The sequence below is a fragment of the Sinomonas cyclohexanicum genome (assembly GCF_020886775.1).
Classification (GTDB): domain Bacteria; phylum Actinomycetota; class Actinomycetes; order Actinomycetales; family Micrococcaceae; genus Sinomonas; species Sinomonas cyclohexanicum.
Map to the genome: position 1 here is coordinate 2,518,789 of NZ_AP024525.1, position 22,552 is coordinate 2,541,340.

Consider the following 22,552-nt stretch of genomic DNA (forward strand, 5'->3'; position numbering starts at 1 on the left):
GGGCACGCGGCGCCTCTGCCGCGGGGCCCGGGCCTGTCAGTGCCACCAGCTTACGCCTGCGGCGTTCTTCGAAAACGGAGCGCACGACGGCCGGTGAGTGGCCGCCGTCGCGCGCTCCCGTGAGGTTCTGGGGGCTACAGGCGGGACGCGATCGCGTCGCCGACCGCCGCCGTAGTGCGGGACTCGCCGGCGGTACGCGACTCGACGTCCGCCTGGACCGCGGCCTGGATGCGCGCGGCGGCCTCCGGCTGGCCGATGTGGTCCAGGAGGAGGGCGGCCGAGAGGATCGCGGCGGTGGGGTCCGCCTTCTGCTGGCCGGCGATGTCCGGGGCAGAGCCGTGGACGGGCTCGAACATGGACGGGGCGGTGCGGTCGATGTTGATGTTGCCGCTCGCTGCCAGGCCGATGCCGCCGGTGACGGCGCCCGCGAGGTCGGTGAGGATGTCGCCGAACAGGTTGTCGGTGACGATTACGTCGAAGCGGGACGGGTCCGTGACGAGGAAGATCGTGGCGGCGTCGACGTGCAGGTAGTCGTGCTCGACGCCGGGGAACTCGGCGGCGACGGCCTCCACCGTGCGGCGCCACAGGTGGCCGGCGTGGACGAGGACGTTGTGCTTGTGGACGAGCGTGACCTTGTTGCGGCGCCCGGTCGCGCGGCGGAACGCGTCGCGGACCACGCGCTCGACGCCATACGCCGTGTTGACCGAGACCTCGGTGGCGATCTCGTGCGGGGTGTTCACACGGAGCGCGCCGCCGTTGCCCGTGTAGGGGCCCTCGGTGCCCTCGCGGACCACGACGAAATCGATCGCACCCGGCTCTGCGAGCGGGCTCGGGACACCCGCGTACAGGCGGGACGGGCGGAGGTTGACGCAGTGGTCGAGGCTGAAGCGCAGCTTGAGCAGGATGTCACGCTCGAGGATGCCCGAGGGGATTCGGGTATCGCCCGGGGCTGCGCCGACGGCGCCGAACAGGATCGCATCGCGGCCCCGGATGTCGGCAAGGGTCTCCTCGGTGAGGGTCTCGCCGGTCGCGAGCCAGTGCTCGGCCCCGAGGCTGTAGCGCGTCTCCTTGACCTCGAGGCCCGTCCCCTCGAGGGCCTTGTGGAGTACCTTGAGGGCCTCGGCCGTCACCTCCGGGCCGATGCCATCTCCGGGGATCACTGCGAGGTCGAGCTGCGTCTGCGTCATGGACGCAAGACTAGCGCGGGCATCCACATGCTGGTCACATCGGTCTCGCCATGCGGACCCCCATCGCCGAGATGGGGGTCCCGACCGCCGAGGTTGGGGCCCTGACTGCCGAGAGGGGGTTCCTGACTGCCGAGGTGGAGTGCCGAGATATCCTCCACACCAGCGGCAGTTCGGCCGAGTTGTCCACATACGCTGGCGCCGGCCACCCTCCCGCATGCGTACTGCGGAACAGTTGGCGACCATGGACCTCAACCTGAACCCGGACGCGCGCCGAAATCTCCGTACCCTCGCCGCCCACACGCCGTCGTCCGCTCCACTGTTGCTCACGACGGCGGATCTCCTCACCGCCGGTGTGGACCGGGCCGCCATCCGCCGGCTGGTCGACGACGGCGAGCTCACCCGCCACGAGCGCGGCATCTACGCGCCCCAGCTGTCCGGGACCCCGGACCCCATGATCGTCCGCATCGGCGCGCACCATGCCGCGGCATCGGGCGAGGCACACGTGTACAGCCACACGTCCGCAGCGCTCCTCTGGGGTCTATCGGTGTGGCGGGCGCGTCCACTCGTGCACGTCGCCCACGCGAGCCGCGCCGGCGAGAGCGGCACCCGGAACGACGTGGTGCGGCACAACCAGCGCATCCCAGACCGCGACATCCGCATCCGCAACGGCATGCGGGTCACGTCCCTCGAGCGGACGATCGTCGACTGCGCGCGGCTCCTGCCCTTCGAGCTCGGGGTCATCGTCGCCGATTCGGGTCTCGCCCACGGCGCCGACGTCGCCGAGCTGCGGCGCCTCGTGCTCGAGGGGAAGGGCACGCGCGGGATCCGCCGCGTCCGCGACGTCCTCGCCGCGGCGGACGGCCGCGCCGAGTCTCCCGCCGAAACGCGACTCAGGCTGCTCCTGGCCGAGTGGAACCTGCCGGAACCCGAACTCCAGCGGTGGATCACGACGGCGGGCGATCGCGAGCGTGTGGACTTCGCCTGGCCAGCGCGGCGCCTCGTGGTCGAGGTGCATGGCTTCGCAAAGTACTTCGACTACGGCCCCCCGGACGCCAAAGTCGCGGCCCAGCAGGCACGCGAGGCCCGGCTCATCGCCGAGGGATGGCGGGTGCTGAACATCTACTGGCCCGAACTGGACGACCCGGAGACGCTGCGCGCGAAGATGCGGGCGTTCCTCACAAGGCCCCATGGACTCGACTCCGTCGCGTGAACCCGGCCCCTGGGAGATCCACGCACGACGGCGAGTGGTCGCCGTCGTGCGCCACGCCCCACCTCGGCGGGCCACGCCCCACCTCGGCGGGCTACTCCCCCATCTCGGCGGGGGCGGACCTGGGTCACGCGTCCTTGGGCTCCTCGTACCGCGGGAACACCGGCGCCGGAGCGGGGAGCTGGGTGCCCGAAGCGATCGGGGTCGCGAGCGCCGCGAACTGCCGCGCCTCGCCCTCGGGCTGGCCGAGCACGTCCAGCAGCTTCCCCGACGAGGCCGGCATCACCGGCTGGACGAGCAGCGCCACCTGCCGCACGACCTCGAGCGTCACGTACAGGACGGTCGCCATGCGCGCCGGGTCCGTCTTGCGCAGCACCCACGGCGCCTGCTCGGCGAAGTAAGCGTTCGTGTCGCCGAGGACGGCCCAGATCGCCTCGAGCGCCCGCGAGAACTCCTGGCGGTCGAAGAAGTCCCGCACCACCGTCAGGAGACCGGCGGCGGCGTCGAGGATCGTCCGGTCCGCCTCGGTGAACTCCCCCGGCTCCGGGACCACGCCGTCAAGGTTCTTGGCGACCATCGAGAGCGACCGCTGGGCCAGATTGCCGAGGTTGTTGGCCAGGTCCGCGTTCATGCGGCCCGTGATCGCCTCGTGGCTGTAGCTGCCGTCAGCACCGTACGGCACCTCGCGCAGGAAGAAGTACCGCACGGAGTCGAGCCCGTACTGGTCGATCATGTCCGCGGGCGCCACGACATTGCCCAGCGACTTGGACATCTTCACGCCGTTGTTCTGCAGGAACCCGTGGATCATCACGCGCTTGGGCAGCTCGAGCCCGGCGCTCATGAGGAACGCGGGCCAGTAGATCGCGTGGAACCGCGAGATGTCCTTGCCGATGATGTGCACGTCCGCCGGCCAGTACCGCTGGAACAGTTCGGACTGGACGTCCGGGTAGCCCACGCCGGTCAGGTAGTTGGTCAGCGCGTCGACCCACACGTACATGACGTGGCCGGGCGCGTCCGGGACGGGAACCCCCCAGTCGAAGGAGGTCCGCGAGATCGAGAGGTCTTCGAGGCCGTGCTTGACGAACGAGATGACCTCGTTGAAGCGGTAGCCCGGCGCCCCGAACTCGGGGTGGGACTCGTAGTACGCGAGGAGCTTGTCCTGGTAGGCCGAGAGGCGGAAGAAGTAGCTCTCCTCCGCGGTCCAGGTCAGCTCCGTGTCGGTCTCCCTCGAGTACCGCACCCCGTCGCGGACCACGGTCTCGTCCTCGGCGTAGAAGGCCTCGTCGCGCACCGAGTACCAGCCCTCGTACTTGCCGAGGTAGATGTCCCCGTTGGCCTCCATGCGCTTCCAGATGTCCTGGGCCGCGCCATAGTGGTCGGAGTCGGTGGTGCGGATGAGCCGGTCGTAGCTCGTGCCGAGGATCTCGTGGACCTCGCGGTACACGTCCGCCTGCCGGTCCACGAACTCCTTCGGGGTGATCCCCTCCTTCTCGGCAGTCTGGGCGATCTTGAGCCCATGCTCGTCCGTGCCGGTGAGGAAGAAGACGTCGTAGCCGTCAAGCCGCTTGAAGCGCGCCATCGCGTCCGCGGAGATGTACTCGTACGCGTGCCCGATGTGCGGCGCACCGTTGGGGTACGTGATGGCGGTGGTGAGGTAGAAGGGGGTCTTCCCAGATGCGGACGTCACCCTACGAAATTACCGGACATCGGCCTCGCCGGCCGAATTCCGGGCAGAGCAGGTACCCACGCACGACGGCGACCCCCACCGCGGGCGGTGAGGGTCGCCGTCGTGCGTGATCGCTTCAGGCCGCGAAGGGCCGGAAGCGCGCGGGGAGGGTCAGTCCGCGAGGTCGATCTCGCGCAGGACCGTCGCGCCGATCTCGCTCTTGACCGCCTCGAGGACGGTCGTGGGGATCGCGGAGTCGACCGTGAGGAGGGCCATCGCCGTGCCCGTGTCGTCGGCTCGGGCCACCTGCATGCCGGCGATGTTGATCTCGTTCATCCCGAGGATGTGGCCGATCGTGCCGATCACGCCCGGGCGGTCGGAGTAGAACATCACCACGAGGTGCTCGGAGATCGGGATCTCGACGTCGTAGCCGTTGATCCCCACGAGCTTCTGGACCTGCTTCGGGCCGGTGAGGGTGCCTGCCACGGAGACCTGGGTGCCGTCCTGCAGGAGGCCACGGATCGTGAGGACGTTGCGGTAGTCCTCGGCATCGGTGGTGGTCAGGAGGCGGACCGCGACGCCGCGCTGCTCGGCGAGGACCGGCGCGTTGACGTAGGAGACCTGCTCGGAGACGACATCCATGAAGACGCCCTTGAGCGCGGCGAGCTCGAGGGACTTCACGTCCAGGCTCGCGATCTCGCCTGCCACCTCGACGTCGATCTGCGTGACCGAGTCGTGGGCGAGGGCGGTGAAGATGCGGCCGAGCTTCTCGATGAGCGGGATGCCGGGGCGCACGTCGGGGGCGATGACGCCGCCGGCCACGTTGACGGCGTCCGGGACGAGCTCGCCCGCGAGGGCGAGGCGGACACTCTTGGCGACCGAGATGCCGGCCTTCTCCTGTGCCTCGTCCGTGGACGCGCCGAGGTGCGGGGTCACCACGACACTGTCGTGGCCGAAGAACGGCAGGTCCGTGCTCGGCTCCTTCGCGAAGACGTCGATGCCGGCGCCGGCGATCTGGCCGTCCTCGAGGGCCTGGGCGAGGGCCTCCTCGTCGACGAGGCCGCCGCGGGCCACGTTGACCACGTACGCGGTCTTCTTCATCTTCGCGAACGCGTCCTTGCCCAGCATGCCCACGGTCTCGGGGGTCTTGGGCATGTGGATGGTGATGAAGTCGCTCTGGGCGAGCAGCTCGTCGAGGGTGACGAGCTTGACGTTCAGCTGCGCGGCGCGTGCGGCGGTGACATACGGGTCGTACGCGAGGATCTCCATCTCGAACGCCTGCATGCGCGCGGCGACGAGCGCGCCGATGCGGCCGAGGCCGATCACGCCGAGCTTCTTGTCCAGCAGCTCCGTGCCGGCGTACTTGGACCGCTTCCACTCCCCGCCCTTGAGGGACTTGTTCGCGGCCGGGATGTTGCGGGCGAGCGAGAGGATGTGGCCGCACGTGAGCTCGGCCGCCGAGACGATGTTCGAGGTCGGGGCGTTCACGACCATGACGCCGGCCTGGGTCGCGGCCTTGATGTCGACGTTGTCGAGGCCGACGCCCGCGCGGGCGATGACCTTGAGGTTCTTGGCGGCGGCGATGGCCTCGGCGTCGAGCTGGGTGGCGGAGCGGACGAGGATCGCGTCGACGTCGGCGATCGCGGGCAGGAGCTGCGCGCGGTCGGCGCCGTCAGTGTGGCGGATCTCGAAGTCCGGCCCGAGGGCGGCAACGGTGGCGGGAGAGAGTTCCTCGGCGAGGAGGACGACGGGCTTGGTCACGGGGGTGGTGCCTCTCCAGAAAGTGCGGAAATCAGCGGAAGCAGTATAAGCGGGACAGGGTGCGGTTTCGGGGTGGGGGGACGGACGACGGCGGGCGGCCGTCTCGTGAGACAGACAGCGGCGGGCGCCGTGGGCGCCCGCCGCTGCGGTCGAGGGTCAGCGCGCGGCCGACCCCTCGGTGTAGTCGGCGTCCTGCTGCTGCCACGAGAAGTGGGCGCGCAGGGCCTTGCCGGTCGCCTCGATCGGGTGGCCGGCCTCCTTCTCGCGGAGGGCCTTGAACTCGGCGGCACCGTTGTCCTGGTCGTCGATGAAGCGCTTCGCGAACGCGCCCGACTGGATGTCCGCGAGGACCTCCTTCATCGACTCCTTGACCGCCGGGGAGATGACGCGGGGGCCGGAGACGTAGTCACCGTACTCGGCGGTGTCCGAGATGCTCCAGCGCTGCTTCGCGATGCCGCCCTCCCACATGAGGTCCACGATGAGCTTGAGCTCGTGGAGGACCTCGAAGTAGGCGATCTCCGGCTGGTAGCCGGCCTCCGTCAGGACCTCGAAGCCAGCCTGGACGAGGTGGGACATGCCGCCGCAGAGAACGGCCTGCTCGCCGAAGAGGTCAGTCTCGGTCTCCTCGGTGAACGTGGTCTTGATGACGCCGGCGCGGGTGCCGCCGATGCCCTTCGCGTACGCCTTGGCGAGGTCCCAGGCCTTGCCCGTGGCGTCCTGCTCGACGGCGATGATGTCCGGGATGCCCCGGCCCGCGACGAACTCGCGGCGGACGGTGTGGCCCGGGGCCTTCGGGGCGACGAGGATGACGTCCACGCCCGCCGGCGGCTGGATGTAGCCGAAGCGGATGTTGAAGCCGTGGCCGAACACGAGGGCGTCGCCCTCCTTGAGGGCGGGGGCGATCTCGTCGGCGTACAGGTGGCGCTGGACCTGGTCGGGGGCGAGGATCACGACGACGTCGGCTTCCTCCGCGGCCTCCCGCGGGGTCAGGACACGCAGGCCCTGCTCCTCGGCCTTGGCGCGGCTCTTGGAGCCCTCCTGCAGGCCGACGCGGACGTCGACGCCCGAGTCGCGAAGGTTGAGGGCGTGCGCGTGGCCCTGGCTGCCGTAGCCGATCACGGCCACCTTGCGGCCCTGGATGATCGACAGGTCGGCGTCGTCGTCGTAGTACAGCTCGGTCACTTTGTCTCCTTGACTTTCTTTTCAGGTGTGGGGTGCCCGTGTGGGCTTGAAGCTAGCTGGCGCGGAGGGCGCGATCGCTCATGGACCGCGAGCCGCGTCCGATCGCGAGCGTCCCGGACTGGACGATCTCGCGGACGCCGAACGGCTCGAGGACCGCCAGGAGCGCCTGGATCTTCTCGCTCGTGCCGGTGGCCTCAACCACGAGGGAGTCGGTCGAGACGTCCACGATCGAGGCGCGGAACAGTTCGACCGCCTGGGTGACCTGAAGCCGGGTGACGGCGTCGGCGCGGACCTTGATGAGCAGGTGGTCGCGCTGGACCGAGTTCTCGGGGAGGAGCTCGACGATCTTGATGACGTTGACGAGCTTGTTCAGCTGCTTGGTGACCTGCTCGAGGAGGTCTCCCTCGGCGTCGACCACCACGGTGACCCGCGAGATGCCGTCGACCTCGGTGGGGCCCACGGCGAGGGAGTGGATGTTGAACGAGCGGCGGGCAAACAGGCCCGCGACGCGGGTGAGGACGCCGGGCTTGTCCTCGACCAGCACGGACAGGGTGTGGCGCGACATGCTCAGTCCTCCTCTTCCCAGTCGGGGGTGGAATTGCGGGCGACCTGGATGAGGTCGTTGCTGACGCCCGAGGGCACCATGGGCCAGACCATCGCGTTGGGGCTGACCACGAAGTCGATGACCACGGGGCGGTCGTTGATCTCGAGCGCCTTGGCGATCACGGTGTCGACGTCCTCCTCGCGCTCCACGCGGAACGACGCGCAGCCGTACGCCTCGCCGAGCTTGACGAAGTCCGGGATGCGCACGGTGTCAGCGCCGGTCTGGAGGTCGGTGTTGGAGTAGCGGCCGTCGTAGAAGAGCGTCTGCCACTGCCGGACCATTCCGAGCGAGGAGTTGTTGATGACCGCGACCTTGATCGGGATGTTGTTCAGGGCGCACGTGGCGAGCTCCTGGTTGGTCATCTGGAAGCAGCCGTCGCCGTCGATCGCCCACACCACGCGGTCCGGGTTGCCGACCTTGGCACCCATGGCCGCGGGCACGGAGTAGCCCATCGTGCCGAGGCCTGCCGAGTTCAGCCACGCGTGCGGACGCTCGTACTTGATGAACTGCGCGGCCCACATCTGGTGCTGGCCGACGCCCGCCACGTAGACGCCCTCGGGGCCCGTGAGCTCGCCGATGCGCTGGATCACGTGCTGGGGGCCAGGAGTCCGTCCTCGGGCTCCGTCCAGCCGAGCGGGTAGTCCTCGCGCAGCTTGTCCAGGAACGACCACCAGGCGGTGAGGTCCGGCGCGCCGTCCTTCTCGCGGCTGGCCCTCACGGCCTCTGTCAGCTCGGGGAGGATCTCCTTCACCGAGCCGACGATCGGCACGTCAGCGGTGCGGTTCTTGGAGATCTCCGCCGGGTCGATGTCGGCGTGGATGACCTTCGCGTTCGGGGCGAACGTGCTCAGGACGCCCGTGACGCGGTCGTCGAACCGCGCACCCAGGGTGATGAGGAGATCGGCCTGCTGGAGGGCCGTGACGGCCGCGACGCCGCCGTGCATGCCGGGCATGCCGACGTGCTGCGGGTGCGAGTCGGGGAAGGCCCCCCGCGCCGTGAGCGTCGTGGCGACCGGGGCCCCGGTGGCCTCGGCAAGTGCGAGGAGCTCGGCCGAGGCGTGCGCCTTGACGACACCGCCGCCCACGTAGAGGACCGGCTTCGAGGCGGCCGCGATGAGGCGCGCGGCCTCGCGGACCTGCTTGCTGTGGCCGCGCGTGACCGGCCGGTAGCCGGGAAGGTCGATCTTGGGGGGCCAGCTGAACATCGTCTTGGCCTGCTGGGCGTCCTTCGTGACGTCCACGAGGACGGGGCCGGGGCGGCCCGTCGAGGCGAGGTGGAATGCCTCGGCAAGGGTCTGCGGGATGTCCTCCGCCTTCGTCACGAGGAAGGAGTGCTTCGTGATCGGCATGGTGATGCCCACGATGTCCGCTTCCTGGAACGCGTCCGAGCCGATGACCGTGCTCGAGACCTGGCCGGTGATTGCAACGAGGGGAACGGAGTCCATGTGCGCGTCGGCGATCGCGGTCACCAGGTTGGTGGCGCCCGGGCCCGACGTCGCGATGCAGACTCCCACACGGCCGGTGACCATCGCATACCCTTGGGCAGCGTGGCCGGCGCCCTGCTCGTGGCGCACCAGCACGTGGTTGATCTTCGAAGCCATCAGAGGGTCGTAGGTCGGCAGGATCGCGCCGCCCGGGAGACCAAAGACATCGTCCACGCCCAGTTCCTCGAGCGAGCGGACAATTGCTTCAGATCCAGTCATCTCTGTGGGCTCAACGACGCGGTTGGGCCCCAGGACGGCAGAGGCAGAGTCGACGGTGTCGACAGGATCCGCGGCCTTGGCCGCGGACGGCTTCGAAGCCATCAGCGATGGGCTGATCGGCGTTCCTTTGCTCATCAGTCTCTTCCTTAGGATCTTCGTGGCGAAGGTTTTGTGCTCAAAAACGAAAAACCCCTCGGCCGTCTGGCGTCTCGAGGGGTTGCGCGTGACAGATCGTGCCAGACGTGCTCAGTGAGCCACGCGCTTGGCAAGGACGACGACATCGAGCACCATGCTCGCCGGGACGATCTGCATGCCCACAGTCTTGCCAATCCGGCTCCGGGGTGTCAATCTGGCCCGCACCCGTCTCAATATACGGACACGCATCCAGCACGTGAGACTGACTCGTCATCGATGCTCGGCACCCGGACGGCTCACCCCAAGACGGCGCCCTCGCTCGCGGAATGCACGAGCTTGGCGTACTTCGACAGCACCCCCCGTGTGAAGCGGGCCGGGAGCGGCTCCCAGCCCTCTCGCCGCGCGGCCAGCTCGGCGTCGTCCACCAGCAGGTCCAGCGTACGGTTCGGGATGTCGACGCGGATCCGGTCGCCGTCGCGCACGAGGGCGATGGGGCCGGCGTCGACCGCCTCCGGCGCGACGTGGCCGATGCACAGCCCGGTGGTGCCCCCGGAGAACCGGCCGTCGGTGAGCAGCAGGACCTCCTTGCCGAGGCCGGCGCCCTTGATGGCGCCGGTGATGGCGAGCATCTCCCGCATGCCCGGGCCGCCCTTGGGGCCCTCGTAACGGATCACGACGACGTCGCCCGCCGCGATCTGCCCGGCGTCGAGCGCGTCGAGGGCGCCCTGCTCGCGCTCGAACACGCGGGCGGCGCCCTCGAACACCTCGGCGTCGAACCCAGCCGTCTTCACCACTGCACCCTCGGGCGCGAGCGAGCCGTGCAGGATCGAGAGTCCGCCGGTGCGGTGGATCGGGTTGTCCATGGCGCGCACGATCTTGCCGTCGAGGTCCGGCGGCGCGATCTCGGCGAGGTTCTCGGCCACGGTCCTGCCGGTAACGGTGAGCGCGTCGCCGTGCACCAGCCCGGCGTCGAGCAGCGCGCGCATGACGACGGGCACGCCGCCCACGCGGTCGAGGTCATACATGACGTAGCGGCCGAACGGCTTGAGGTCGCCCAGGTGCGGGACCCGGTCCCCGATCCGATTGAAGTCCCGCAGCTCGAGCTCCACTTCCGCCTCGCGCGCGATCGCGAGCAGGTGCAGCACGGAGTTGGTCGAGCCGCCGAAGGCCATGACCACGGCGATCGCATTCTCGAAAGCCTCCCGGGTGAGGATGTCCCGGGCGGTGATGCCCTGCCGCAGGAGGTTCACGACCGCCTGGCCGGAGCGGTGCGCGAACATGTCGCGGCGCCGGTCCGCGGACGGCGGCGCGGCGGAGCCCGGGAGCGACATGCCGAGGGCCTCGGCAGCGCTCGCCATCGTGTTGGCCGTGTACATGCCGCCGCAGGCGCCCTCGCCGGGGCAGATGGCGCGCTCGATCCGGTCGAGGTCTCCAGTGGTCATCCGCCCCGCGGCGCAGGCCCCGACGGCCTCGAACGCGTCGATGAGCGTCACATCCTTCTCGGTGCCGTCCTCGAGCTTGACCCAGCCGGGCATGATCGAGCCCGCGTAGAGGAACACGCTCGCGACGTCGAGGCGCGCGGCGGCCATGAGCATGCCGGGCAGCGACTTGTCGCAGCCCGCCAGCAGGACCTGCCCATCGATCCGCTCGGCCTGCATGACCGTCTCGACCGAGTCCGCGATGATCTCGCGGGAGACGAGGGAGAAGTGCATGCCCACGTGCCCCATCGAGATGCCGTCGGACACCGAGATGGTGCCGAACTGCATGGGGAACCCGCCCGCCGCGTGCACGCCCTCCTTGGCGGCCTTGGCGAGCCGGTCCAGCGAGAGGTTGCATGGGGTGATCTCGTTCCACGAGCTCGCGATCCCGACCTGCGGCTTGGCGAAGTCCTCGTCGCCGAAGCCGACCGCACGCAGCATGCCCCGCGCGGGAGCCGCATGGATGCCGTCCGTGACCACGCGGCTGCGCGGCTTGGGATCGACCGCCCCCGAAGTGGCGGAGGCCGCCGTCGTGCTCACACCAGTCGTCCCGCTGCGCTCGGTCATGGGGCACAGTCTAGGACCGCACCGTGACAGAGATCACGCTCCCGTCAGCGATCGCTGCTCCGCGCGCTCAGCCGTTCAGCCCGTCGCCCGCGAGGACACGCTCGGCCTCGTCGTGGACCATGTCCATGACCGAGCGGACGGTGGGCCGCGCGGCGACCTCGGCCCGGGCCAGGAGCACAATGCTCCGCGTGGCGTGCACACCCGCGAGCGGCCGCAGGACGAGCCCGCTGCGCAGCGCATTCCGCGCGGTGAAGCGCGGCATGAGGCTCAGCCCGTGCCCGCCGCCCACGAGCGCCTCCATGGCCCGAAGGTCTGGCATGAGCTGCGTGCGCTCGAGCGTCCTGCCGGCCTGGAGCTCGATCTGGCGCAGGACCGTGTCGAAGGGGAAGCCCGCCGGCACCCCGATCCACGGCCAGGGAGCCACGTCGGCCGGCTCGAGGACTGCGGCCTCGGCCAGCGCGTGCCCAGCCGGAAGCGCGACGTCCAGCGGTTCCTCGAGGAGCAGCTCCACCACGAGCCCCGAACGGACGAATTCCTCGGGACCGTTGACAGAGTGGCCCAGGACGATGTCCGCGTCCGCGGCGAGGTCCACGAAGCCCTGGACGTTGGGGTCTTCGAGCCGTGCGTCGATACGAAGACCGTCCCGCTCGGCCGCCCGGTCCAACAGCCCGGGGAGGAACATCTCGGCCGCGCTGGGGAAGAACACCGCCGTCACGGTCGCCTGCTCGCCCCGGCGGTACCCGGCCGCCGTCGCCTCGGCCCGCGCCATGGCGACCGCGACGCCCGCGGCCGCCGCGGCCATCGCCTCCCCCGCCTCGGTGAGGCTGATGCCGCGGCCCTGGCGCTCGAGGAGCACGATCCCCAGCTCCTCCTGCAGGAGCTTGAGCTGCTGCGAGACGGCCGACGGCGTGATCCCCAGGGCGTCGGCCGTCGCACCGACGGTGCGGCGATCGGCCAGCTCCCGCAGGAGCAGCAGTCGGCGGAAGTCCATGCGCACACAGTACTTGTGACACCGCGCGTCGGCGTCGCGTACGTAGACTGGCCGCGGCGAAAGAGAGGACCAGCCGTGAGCACCACATCGCCGGGCGTTCCAGTGCCCGGATCCGACACCGCGCTGAAGGCAGCCCTCCACCGCGTCTTCGACGGCCAGATCCCGAACTACGGGGACTACAACCTCGTGTGCGTGACGGAGAGCGGCGGCACGGTGGCCGGGCAGCGGCCCGGTGCGCCCGCGCCGTCGGGCCTCATCGTGGGGTACCGGCGGCGGCCGGTGGAGCTCGTCGCCGTGCCATTCCACCGCGAGACGCTCGCCGCCCTGGGCCAGCCGATCACGATCGACATCACGAATCTCGCCTACGTCGTCGAAGCCGCTCGGGACGCGTTCGACGTCGCCACCAGCACGGGCCGCGTCGTCACGTTCACCCTCCGGCCCGCGTGCACGCTCGGCCCGGGCGCGACCGCCGCGCTCGAACAGGAGGACGACGCCGAGGACCTCGCCGAGTTCCTCCGCGAGCTCGTGGAGCTCTAGGTCTGGACTGGCGCCCGGGCGCGTCGTTCAATGAGCACATCCGTCCTGAAGAGACGGGTCCCTCGCGGAGGCTGCCATGGATATGGTGCTCATCGGAATCTCCAGCGCGATCGCGATCGCCCTGGCGGTGTGGACGGTGGTCCGCGAGGACTCCTCGACGGCCCTCCGCGGCCGGCATCGCGGCCTCAAGCGGCTCTCGGCACGCTGATCCTCCGCGGTGGGCCTCGGCCCCCGGATCTTCCGCAGACGCACTGAGGGCCCCGGCCTCAGCCGGAGCCCTCAGGAGTGAAGTGCGCCCCCCGGGACTCGAACCCGGAACCCATTGATTAAGAGTCAATTGCTCTGCCAGTTGAGCTAGAGGCGCATTCCGCTGCGGGCCGGTCTCGAACATCTCCGTGCCCCGCAACGACATGAAACTCTACCGGAGTTCCTCGGAAAAGCGAAATCGGACCCGGCCCCCTTTTCCGTGACCTCGGTCACCATCATTCGACACCCAGGGGACCCATCAGACGGCGGGCACCAGGGCGGCGGAACGGCAGCTAGGCTCATGGTCGTGACGACTCCGACTCCCGCCCGGCGGCTGGCCGTGGGCGATGCCGCCCCAGACTTCACCCTCCCCGACTCGACGGGCGGGACGACTTCGCTCGCCGACCTCGCCGGCACCCGTACCATCCTGTACTTCTTCCCCCAGGTGGACACACCCGCGTGCACCCAGCAGGCCTGCGACTTCCGAGACAGCCTCGCGGGCCTCGCCGGCGCGGGACTGAAGGTGGTGGGCGTCTCCCCCGACCCCGCCGCGGACGTGGTCGCGTTCGCCGCCGAGCAGAACCTCGGGTTCCTCCTCCTCGCGGACGAGGACCACCGCGTCGCCGAGGCCTACGGGACATGGGGGGAGAAGGTGAACTACGGGCGCGCCTATCAGGGGCTCATCCGCTCGACGTTCGTCATCGGCGCGGACGGCCGGATCGAGCTTGCCCAGTACAACGTCCGAGCCAAGGGCCACGTCGCGAAGCTCCACAGGGATCTGAAGATCCTCCCGGTAGACTGATCGGGTTGCCCCGCGGTCATCGTCCCGCCGTCGCGGGGCTCCGCGCGAGTGGTGGAATTGGCAGACACGCAGGATTTAGGTTCCTGTGTCCTAGGACGTGAGGGTTCAAGTCCCTCCTCGCGCACAGAATGAAAGGCATGAAGACGTCGTGACGAGTTCGCGGACGATCAGGCGCAGGGAGCTGCTCCAGGCGGCGGCGACGGCGCTCCTCCTCGCCGGCTGCACGCCGTTGCCCTCCCCCCGCCCCCTCCCCGTCGCCGAGCGGCACCGGGCCGGCTGCGAAGTTCACCTTCGCGACCCCGGCGCCGCCCATCGCGCTCGACCCCGCGGTCACCTCGGACATCGAGTCGTGGCGCGTGACCCGGCAGGTCCTCGAATGCCTCGTCACCACTGACCCGGAAACGGGGGCTCCCGCCCCGGCCCTCGCCACCAGTTGGACGCAGAGCTCAGACCTCATGTCCTGGACCTTCACGCTCCGCGAGGGCGTGTCCTTCCACGACGGCGCGCCGTTCAACGCCGCCGCAGTCAAGGCCAACTTCGACCGGTGGTTCTCGTTCACCCCCCAGTTCCGGGCGACCCACCCTGGGGTGTCGTTCACGTCCGTCTTCAAGGCGCATGCCGACCAGGCCTCGCTCTCGCTCTACAAGGCCTGCACGATCGTGAGCGAGCACGAGGTCCGGATCGACCTCACCCAGCCGCTGACGAGCTTCCTCGCCGCCATGACGGCGCCAGGGTTCGCGATCTCCTCCCCGGCCGCGCTGACGGCGGGCACCGCGGACGTCGAGGACCAGCCGTCGTCGGGCATCAAGATCTCCAAGTACGCCCAGCACCCGGTAGGCACCGGGCCATTCCAGTTCCGCTCGTGGACCAAGGACGCCGTAGTCCTCGAGTCGTCGCAGGGCTACTGGGGCACCCGGGGCCAGATCGCCCAGCTCTCCTTCGTGGTCTACGACACCCCCCAGAGCCGCCTTCAGGCGCTCGTTGCCGGCACGATCGACGGCTATGACGCCGTCACCATCGACAACATCGAGACTCTGGTGCGCAAGGGCTTCCAGGTGGTCCGCCGCGACCCGTTCTCGGTGATGTACCTCGGGATGAACCAGTCAGTTCCGCTCCTGCAGAACGACAAGGTGCGCCAGGCCATCGCGATGGGCATCAACAAGGACGCGGTGATCAAGCCGTATTTCCTCGAGGACACGAAGCCCGCCTCGCAGTTCGTCCCACCCAAGCTCAGCGGGTTCAACACTCCGGGCGGCTTCCCGGGCTACGACCCTGAGAAGGCCAAACGGCTCCTGAGCGAGGCGGGGTACAAGGGCGAGGAGCTCCCCTTCTTCTACCCGCTCAACGTCACGCGGCTCTACCTGCCGAGCCCCGAGAAGGTCTACGCCGAGCTCTCCGCGCAGCTGACGCTGCTCGGGCTCAACATCAAGCCTGTCCCCGTGGACTGGTCCGACGGCTACCTGCAGAAGGTCACCTCACCCGGCGACCACGCGTTCCATCTCCTCGGACGGTACGGCACGTTCGCGGACCCGGATGACTTCCTCGCCCCGCTCTTCGGCGCGAAGAGCGGGGAGTTCGGCTTCTTCGACGCCCAGATCTTCAGCAAGATCGAGCGGGCGCGGGGCCTGCCGGACGGCACCGACCGTACGCAGGCCTATCAGAACATCAACGCGCAGATCGGTTCCTCGGCGCCGGCCGTTCCCATCGCGTTCCCCATCTCAGCGGTGGCGGTCTCCTCCCGGGTGGCGACCTACCCGACGTCGCCCGTGCTCAACGAGACGTTCAACCACGTCACGCTCGCCGCCGGCTGACAAACGGGCCAGCCGAGCCAACCAGCCGGGAAAAAAGATTCGCTGTAAGTCTTGACTCTTCGGTGGGGGAGGATTTAACGATCCGGGCGGGCGAGGGATATTCTGCCACTGGTCCATTTGTGCAGGGAGACGATCCGTGACCTTCATTTCCACCACCCGATCTGCCGATGTCGTTCTGATCGGCGGGGGCATCATGAGCGCCACCCTCGGCGCATTCCTCAAGAAGCTGGAACCCAGCTGGAGCATCGTGCTCTTCGAGCGCCTCGACGAGGTGGGGCTCGAGAGCTCTGGTCCCTGGAACAACGCCGGGACGGGACACGCGGCCTACTGCGAGCTCAACTACACCCCCCAGGCCAAGGACGGCTCGGTCAACCCCGCCAAGGCGCTGGGCATCAACGAGGGCTACCAGCTCTCCCGCCAGTTCTGGTCGCACCTCGTGGACGAGGGCAGCATCGGCGATCCCTCGGGCTTCATCCACAACGTCCCGCACATGAGCTTCGTCATCGGCGACGCGCACGCGGACTTCCTCAAGGCCCGCTACGAGGCGCTCCACCCGAACACCCTGTTCTCCACGATGGAGCACAGTGAGGACCCGGCGCAGATCGCCGAGTGGGCGCCCCTCGTCATGAACGGGCGCGGCGCCGGCCGCGTCGCGGCGACGCGCGTGGCCGAGGGTACCGACGTCGACTTCGGCCGTCTGTCCAAGGAGCTCGTGGGCTTCCTCGGTCGCAGCGGGGTCGAGGTCAACTACGGCACGGACGTGACGGACCTCGAGCGGTCACGCGGCGGCTGGAGCGTCGCGACGAAGCACCATGCCTCGGGCGAGCGGGGCGGCATCCACGCCAAGTTCGTGTTCGTCGGCGCGGGCGGCGGCGCCCTGCACCTGCTCCAGGCCTCCGGCATCGCCGAGAGCAAGGGCTACGGCGGCTTCCCCGTCTCGGGCCAGTTCCTGCGCAGCACCGTCGAGTCCGTAGCGGTCCAGCACAACGCCAAGGTCTACGGCCAGGCCTCGGTCGGGGCACCGCCGATGTCGGTCCCCCACCTCGACACGCGGTACGTCGACGGGAAGCGGTCCCTCCTGTTCGGCCCCTACGCCGGCTTCTCGACCAACTTCCTGAAGAAGGGCTCGCTCTGGGACCTGCCCCTCTCCATCCGCCCCAGCAACATCATCCCGATGCTCGCTGTGGCCAAGGACAACATGGACCTCACGGCATACCTCATCAAGGAGGTCGCCAAGAGCCGCGAGAAGAAGCTCGACGCCCTGCGGGAGTACTTCCCGGAGGCTTCGGGCGAGGGCTGGGAGCTCATCACGGCCGGCCAGCGTGTCCAGATCATCAAGAAGGACGCGGCCAAGGGCGGCGTGCTCCAGTTCGGCACCGAGGTCATCACGGCCCGAGACGGCTCGATCGGTGCCCTCCTCGGCGCCTCGCCGGGCGCCTCCACCGCCGTGCCGATCATGCTCGAGCTCATGCAGCGCTGCTTCCCGAAGAACTTCAAGGGCTGGGAGCCGAAGCTGACGGAGATGATGCCCGGCTACGGCGTCAAGCTCAACGACAACCCGGAGCTCGCGGCCGAGGTCGCCACGAGCACCTCCGCATCCCTCGGCCTCACCGCGGCCGCACACTGAGGCTGCTGCGTCCTCGGCCCGCGTCCTCCCTGTGAGGGCGCGGGCCGTTCGCTACCCACCCACCCCGGCCACCTCACTCCGTCGCCTCTCCCAGGCACGGCCGGCTTCATGCGAAAGGGCCACCGATGTTCCGGCTCGCCCGCCTCTCCATGGCGAACAGGGCGCTGATCGCGCTCATCATGGTCTTTGCCTCGGTCTTCGGGGTCATCACGGCGGGGAGCCTCAAACAGGAGCTCATCCCGTCGATCGAGTTCCCGCAGCTCACCGTGGTCACGTCGATGGCCGGCGCGTCGCCGGACGTCGTGGACAAGCAGATCGGCCAGCCCCTCGAGAAGGCGCTTCAGGCCGTCGAGGGCCTCGAAAGCAGCGCCTCGACCTCCCGCACCGGCGTCTCCACGATCCGGCTCTCCTTCCAGTACGGGACCAATCTGGACCGCGCGCGGAACCAGATCGACCGCGCCATCTCCAACGTCAAGTCACAGCTGCCGGCTGACGCCTCGCCGAACACGCTCGCGGGCAGCATCAGCGACTTCCCGATCGTCTTCATCGCCGCGTCCTCGGACAGGCCGCTCAGCGAGCTCGACACCCAGCTGATCCAGCAGGCTGTGCCGAAGCTGACGAAGATCGACGGCGTGCGCAGCGTCGACGTGACCGGCGGCGCCACGCAGCACCTCCAGATCCAGCCGGACCCCGCCGCGATGGCCGGCCGCGGCGTCGACATCGGCTCGATCCGCACCGCGCTGCAGAACAGCGGCGCCCTCGTTCCGATCGGGACGGTGACCGAGCAAGGGAAGACGCTCTCGCTCCAGGCCGGCAGCCCCGTGGACTCGACCGACGCCGTGAAGGGGCTGCCGCTCACGGGTGCCAAGCAGCCGACGACGATCGGCGACGTCGCCGCCGTCACCATCGAGGACGACGCCGCGACGTCCATCACCCGCACCGACGGCAAGCCGACGCTCGCGCTGTCGGTGACGAAGAAGCCCGAGGGCGACACGGTCGCCATCTCGCACGCCGTCCGCGACGCGCTCCCTCAGCTCGCCTCGGACCTCGGCTCGAACGCGAAGCTCACCACCGTGTTCGACCAGGCGCCGTTCATCGAGAAGTCCATCCGCGACCTGACCACGGAGGGCGCCCTCGGTCTCGGGTTCGCCGTCCTGACGATCCTCGTGTTCCTGCTCTCGGTCCGCTCCACGCTCGTCACGGCGGTGTCGATCCCGCTCTCGCTGCTCATCACGTTCATCGGGCTGTTCGCTGCGGGCTACTCGCTGAACATCCTGACACTCGGGGCGCTCACCATCGCGATCGGCCGCGTCGTGGACGACTCGATCGTGGTCATCGAGAACATCAAGCGGCACCTGAGCTACGGCGAAGAGAAGACGACGGCGATCCTCAACGCCGTGCGCGAGGTCGCCGCGGCGGTGACCGCCTCGACGCTCACGACGGTCGCGGTGTTCCTCCCGATCGCGTTCGTGGGCAACCTCGCCGGCGAGCTGTTCCGCCCGTTCGCGCTCACGGTCACGATCGCCCTGCTCGCCTCGCTCGCCGTCGCGCTCACCATCGTGCCGGTGCTCGCGTACTGGTTCCTGGGCCACAAGTCCCCCGGCGCGGTGAACCGCGCCGAGATCGAGGCCGAGGCACACGAGAAGGAGCGGCGGAGCCTGCTCCAGCGGGGCTATCTGCCGATCCTCCGCCGCACGCAGAAGCATCCCGTGATCACCCTCGTGGCCGGGGCCCTCATCCTCGTCGGGACGTTCGCCCTCACCCCGCTGCTGCCGACCAACCTGCTCGGCAACACGGGCCAGAACAACTTCACGGTCACCCAGAAGCTCGACCCGGGCACGAGCCTCGACGCGACGAGCGCCGCGGCCGCGAAGGTCGAGGACGCGCTCAAGGGCGTCGACGGGATCCAGACCGTCCAGGTGACCATCGGCAACTCGACGACCGGGTTCAGCGCGTTCCTCTCCTCGGGCGCCTCGAACGCGACCTTCACCGTCATCACCGACGAGTCCAAGGACCAGGCGGCGCTCCAGCAGCAGGTGCGTGACGCCGTCGGGCGTCTCTCGGGGGTGGGCACGGTCGCCGTGGGGAGCCAGCAGAGCGGATTCGGCACGGCGTCGACCGTCGACGTGACGGTCAAGGCGCCCGACTCCGCCTCGCTCGCGAAGGCGAACGACGCCGTCGTCGCGGCCCTGCAGGACATCCCCGGCGCGACCGGCGTAGCGAGCAACCTCGCCGCCGGACAGCCGGTGGTCCAGGTCAAGGTGGACCGGGCGAAGGCCGCGGCCGTGGGGCTGAACGAGCAGCAGATCAGTACGGCCCTCGCCTCGACGGTGAGCCCGATCCCCGCCGGGACCGTGCGCATCGACACGACGGACTACCCGGTCCGCATCGGGAAGGGCACCCAGTTCCAGAGCATCGACGCGGTGCGCTCGATGCCGATCGCCGGCGCGCCCGGAGGGCTCACCCTCGGGCAGATCGCATCGGTGACCGCTGTCGACGTCCCGGTGACCGTGACGAGCACGGCCGGGCAGCGCACCGCGACCGTCTCCGTGACCCCGGGAGACACGAACCTCGGCTCGGTCAGCGGCGAGGTCACCAAGCGCGTGGCGAACCTGGCGCTCGACGGCGGCGCCACGGCTTCCGTGGGCGGTGCGGCGAGCCAGCAGGCCCAGTCCTTCCAGCAGCTCGGCCTGGCCCTCCTCGCCGCGATCGCGATCGTCTACGTCATCATGGTCGCGGCGTTCAAGAGCCTCCTGCAGCCGCTCGTGCTGCTCGTCTCGGTCCCGTTCGCGGCGACCGGCGCGATCCTGCTCCTGCTGGCGACCCGCATCCCCCTCGGGCTGCCGTCCCTCATCGGCCTGCTCATGCTCGTGGGCATCGTCGTGACGAACGCGATCGTGCTCATCGACCTCATCAACCAGTACCGGCGCCCGCACCTGGGCCGGGGCCCCCTGCCGCTCGCGGAGGCGATCGAGCACGGCGCGCGCCAGCGGCTCCGCCCGATCCTCATGACCGCGCTTGCGACGATCTTCGCGCTCACCCCGATGGCGCTCGGGCTCACCGGCGGCGGGGGCTTCATCTCGCAGCCGCTCGCCGTCGTCGTGATCGGCGGGCTCGTGTCCTCGACGGCGCTCACGCTCGTGCTCGTGCCCGTGCTCTACCGGCTCGTCGAGGGCCGCCTCGAGAAGCGCCGGCTCCTGCGCGACCTCAAGCGCACCCCGGAGGCGCCGGCCGACGACGACGTCGATGCAGACGAGGGAGACTGGACGACCGGCGCCGTGCCCAAGGTCACGGGACGCCGCGCGGCGAAGGCCTGACGGGCCGGGAATGATCCGTGGCCGCCGCCCGTTGAGATACATGCAAATGCATTTATCTCACCCAGCGGCGGCCACGGGCCACCCGAGGAAAGGTCGTTCCATGCAGTTCGGCATCTTCAGCGTCGGCGACGTCACGCTCGATCCCACGACCGGCCACATGCCCACCGAAGGCGAGCGCATCCAGGCCATCGTCAAGATCGCCAAGCACGCCGAAGAGGTCGGCCTCGACGTCTTCGCCACCGGCGAGCACCACAACCCGCCGTTCTACCCGAGCTCGCCCACAACGCTCCTCGGCTACATCGGCGCCCAGACCGAGAGGATCATCCTCTCCACCGCCACGACCCTCATCACCACGAATGACCCGGTGAAGATCGCCGAGGACTTCGGGATGCTCCAGCACCTCACCGGAGGCCGCACTGACCTGGTGCTCGGCCGCGGCAACACCGCGCCCGTGTACCCGTGGTTCGGCAAGAACCCGCAGGACTCCCTCGAGCTCACCATCGAGAACTACGCACTCCTGCGCCGCCTCTGGGACGAGGAGACCGTCACGTGGAGCGGCAAGTTCCGGACCCCGCTGCACAACTTCACGGTGACCCCGCAACCGCTCGACGGCGTCGCGCCGTTCGTGTGGCACGGCTCGATCCGCACCCCGCAGATCGCCGAGCTCGCGGCCTACTACGGCGACGGCTTCTTCGCCAACAACATCTTCTGGCCCAAGGAGCACTACATCCGGCTCATCAACCTCTACCGCGAGCGGTTTGAGCACTATGGCCACGGCAAGGCGCATCAGGCGATCGTGGGCCTCGGCGGCCAGTTCTTCATGCGCAGGAACTCCCAGGACGCCAAGCGCGAGTTCCGGCCGTACTTCGACAACGCGCCCGTGTACGGGCATGGCCCGTCGATGGAGGACTTCACTGCCCAGACGCCGCTGACGGTCGGCAGCCCGGCAGAGTTCGTCGAGAAGACCCTCGCGTTCCGCGACTACTTCGGCGACTACCAGCGCCAGCTCTTCCTCGTGGACCACGCGGGCCTGCCCCTCAAAACGGTCCTCGAGCAGCTCGACCTCCTCGGCGAGGTCCTCCCGGAGCTCAAGGCGGGCTTCGCCGAGCGTCGCCCTGCGGACGTGCCCGAGGGTCCCACGCACGCGTCTCTGGTCGCGGCGAAGCGCGCGCCTGAGGCTGTCACCGCCGAGGCCGCTGCGGAGGCGGCGGCCCAATGAGCGCGCAGCCGGCGCCTCGGCCCACGCCGTCGGTGAGGGAGCTCTCCGAAGCGTGGGAGGCCCTGTTCCGCGCGCAGGTGGCCGTGATGCGGCGCCTTCAGCGCGACCCGGCATTCCGGACGCTCGGCATCAACGGCTACGACGTGCTGTTCACCCTGAGCACCTGCGAGGGCGCCGGCCTGCGGCTCAACGAGCTCAACGACCACGTGCTGCTTGCCCAGTCAAGCCTCTCGCGTCTCGTCGAGCGCCTCGAGAAGCAGGGGCTCGTGGCGCGGGAGAGCACTCCCGAGGACGGCCGCGGCGTCGTGGTGCGGCTCACCGAGGAGGGCGCGCGGGTCCAGCGCGAGGTCGGGCGCGCCCACGTGCGCGAGATCGCCCGGATCATGGGGGGAGCGCTCGACGGCGGCGAGCTCGCCCAGTTGCGCGACCTCACGGGCCGCCTGCGCCAGCACGTGGTCACCCGCCACCCGCTCTGATTCGCCGCCGTCCCCGTCTTACGCGCCGTCTCGGGTA

16 protein-coding genes, 2 tRNA genes and 1 pseudogene are annotated in these 22,552 nt (G+C 69.5%); 10 read left to right on the forward strand and 9 right to left on the reverse strand.

What is annotated here, in order from left to right; translation table 11 throughout:
- Window positions 1-134 precede the first annotated feature (134 nt).
- Window positions 135-1,187: a 3-isopropylmalate dehydrogenase gene (locus SCMU_RS12030; protein WP_229229381.1), complete on the reverse strand. Its 1,053-nt coding sequence runs from the start codon at window positions 1,185-1,187 to the stop codon at window positions 135-137.
- Window positions 1,188-1,428: 241 nt separating this feature from the next.
- Here SCMU_RS12030 and SCMU_RS12035 point away from each other — a divergent pair, with 241 nt between their 5' ends.
- A complete protein-coding gene (locus SCMU_RS12035; RefSeq protein WP_229229382.1) occupies window positions 1,429-2,397 on the forward strand; it encodes a type IV toxin-antitoxin system AbiEi family antitoxin domain-containing protein in 969 nt (322 codons plus the stop codon).
- A gap of 124 nt (window positions 2,398-2,521) precedes the next feature.
- On the opposite strand, the gene metG is transcribed toward SCMU_RS12035, so the two are convergent.
- The 7 genes and pseudogenes from metG to SCMU_RS12070 form a co-directional block, all read right to left on the reverse strand.
- Window positions 2,522-4,081: a methionine--tRNA ligase gene (gene metG, locus SCMU_RS12040; RefSeq protein WP_229229383.1), complete on the reverse strand. Its 1,560-nt coding sequence runs from the start codon at window positions 4,079-4,081 to the stop codon at window positions 2,522-2,524.
- Window positions 4,082-4,231: 150 nt separating this feature from the next.
- A complete protein-coding gene (gene serA, locus SCMU_RS12045; RefSeq protein ID WP_229229384.1) occupies window positions 4,232-5,821 on the reverse strand; it encodes a phosphoglycerate dehydrogenase in 1,590 nt (529 codons plus the stop codon).
- A 156-nt stretch (window positions 5,822-5,977) separates the two neighbouring features.
- Window positions 5,978-7,003, reverse strand: coding sequence for a ketol-acid reductoisomerase (gene ilvC / locus SCMU_RS12050; RefSeq protein WP_443020136.1), 1,026 nt, complete (start codon window positions 7,001-7,003; stop codon window positions 5,978-5,980).
- Window positions 7,004-7,055: 52 nt separating this feature from the next.
- Complete coding sequence (ilvN, locus tag SCMU_RS12055) at window positions 7,056-7,568, reverse strand: acetolactate synthase small subunit (protein ID WP_229229385.1); 513 nt, start codon at window positions 7,566-7,568, stop codon at window positions 7,056-7,058.
- A gap of 2 nt (window positions 7,569-7,570) precedes the next feature.
- A pseudogene (locus tag SCMU_RS12060) lies at window positions 7,571-9,444 on the reverse strand (acetolactate synthase large subunit).
- A 296-nt stretch (window positions 9,445-9,740) separates the two neighbouring features.
- On the reverse strand, window positions 9,741-11,489 hold the full coding sequence (ilvD, locus tag SCMU_RS12065) for a dihydroxy-acid dehydratase (protein ID WP_229229386.1): 1,749 nt from the start codon (window positions 11,487-11,489) through the stop codon (window positions 9,741-9,743).
- A 67-nt stretch (window positions 11,490-11,556) separates the two neighbouring features.
- Window positions 11,557-12,480, reverse strand: coding sequence for a LysR family transcriptional regulator (locus SCMU_RS12070; RefSeq protein WP_229229387.1), 924 nt, complete (start codon window positions 12,478-12,480; stop codon window positions 11,557-11,559).
- A 75-nt stretch (window positions 12,481-12,555) separates the two neighbouring features.
- On the opposite strand from SCMU_RS12070, the gene SCMU_RS12075 reads away from it, so the two are divergent.
- Both SCMU_RS12075 and SCMU_RS20770 read left to right on the forward strand, forming a co-directional pair.
- On the forward strand, window positions 12,556-13,017 hold the full coding sequence (locus SCMU_RS12075) for a hypothetical protein (protein WP_229229388.1): 462 nt from the start codon (window positions 12,556-12,558) through the stop codon (window positions 13,015-13,017).
- 76 nt (window positions 13,018-13,093) lie between these two features.
- Window positions 13,094-13,225, forward strand: coding sequence for a hypothetical protein (locus SCMU_RS20770; RefSeq protein ID WP_274602854.1), 132 nt, complete (start codon window positions 13,094-13,096; stop codon window positions 13,223-13,225).
- Window positions 13,226-13,308: 83 nt separating this feature from the next.
- Here the strand turns inward: SCMU_RS20770 and SCMU_RS12080 are convergent.
- A tRNA-Lys gene (locus SCMU_RS12080) sits at window positions 13,309-13,381 on the reverse strand.
- 189 nt (window positions 13,382-13,570) lie between these two features.
- On the opposite strand from SCMU_RS12080, the gene bcp reads away from it, so the two are divergent.
- The 7 genes from bcp (at window position 13,571) to SCMU_RS12115 (ending at window position 22,515) form a co-directional block, all read left to right on the forward strand.
- A complete protein-coding gene (gene bcp, locus SCMU_RS12085; RefSeq protein WP_443020137.1) occupies window positions 13,571-14,065 on the forward strand; it encodes a thioredoxin-dependent thiol peroxidase in 495 nt (164 codons plus the stop codon).
- Between the two features lie 42 nt (window positions 14,066-14,107).
- Window positions 14,108-14,189, forward strand: a tRNA-Leu gene (locus tag SCMU_RS12090).
- Between the two features lie 232 nt (window positions 14,190-14,421).
- A complete protein-coding gene (locus SCMU_RS12095; RefSeq protein WP_229229390.1) occupies window positions 14,422-15,876 on the forward strand; it encodes an ABC transporter substrate-binding protein in 1,455 nt (484 codons plus the stop codon).
- Between the two features lie 136 nt (window positions 15,877-16,012).
- Entirely contained in the window at window positions 16,013-17,503 is a 1,491-nt protein-coding gene (locus tag SCMU_RS12100; RefSeq protein WP_229229391.1) for a malate:quinone oxidoreductase, read from the forward strand.
- A 125-nt stretch (window positions 17,504-17,628) separates the two neighbouring features.
- Window positions 17,629-20,820 (forward strand): efflux RND transporter permease subunit, encoded by a 3,192-nt coding sequence (locus tag SCMU_RS12105; protein ID WP_229229392.1) that lies wholly within the window; start codon window positions 17,629-17,631, stop codon window positions 20,818-20,820.
- A gap of 100 nt (window positions 20,821-20,920) precedes the next feature.
- A complete protein-coding gene (locus SCMU_RS12110) occupies window positions 20,921-22,039 on the forward strand; it encodes an LLM class flavin-dependent oxidoreductase (protein WP_229229393.1) in 1,119 nt (372 codons plus the stop codon).
- On the forward strand, window positions 22,036-22,515 hold the full coding sequence (locus SCMU_RS12115) for a MarR family winged helix-turn-helix transcriptional regulator (RefSeq protein WP_229229394.1): 480 nt from the start codon (window positions 22,036-22,038) through the stop codon (window positions 22,513-22,515). Before SCMU_RS12110 ends, SCMU_RS12115 begins: the two co-directional genes overlap by 4 nt.
- The last annotated feature ends 37 nt before the right edge of the window (window positions 22,516-22,552 follow it).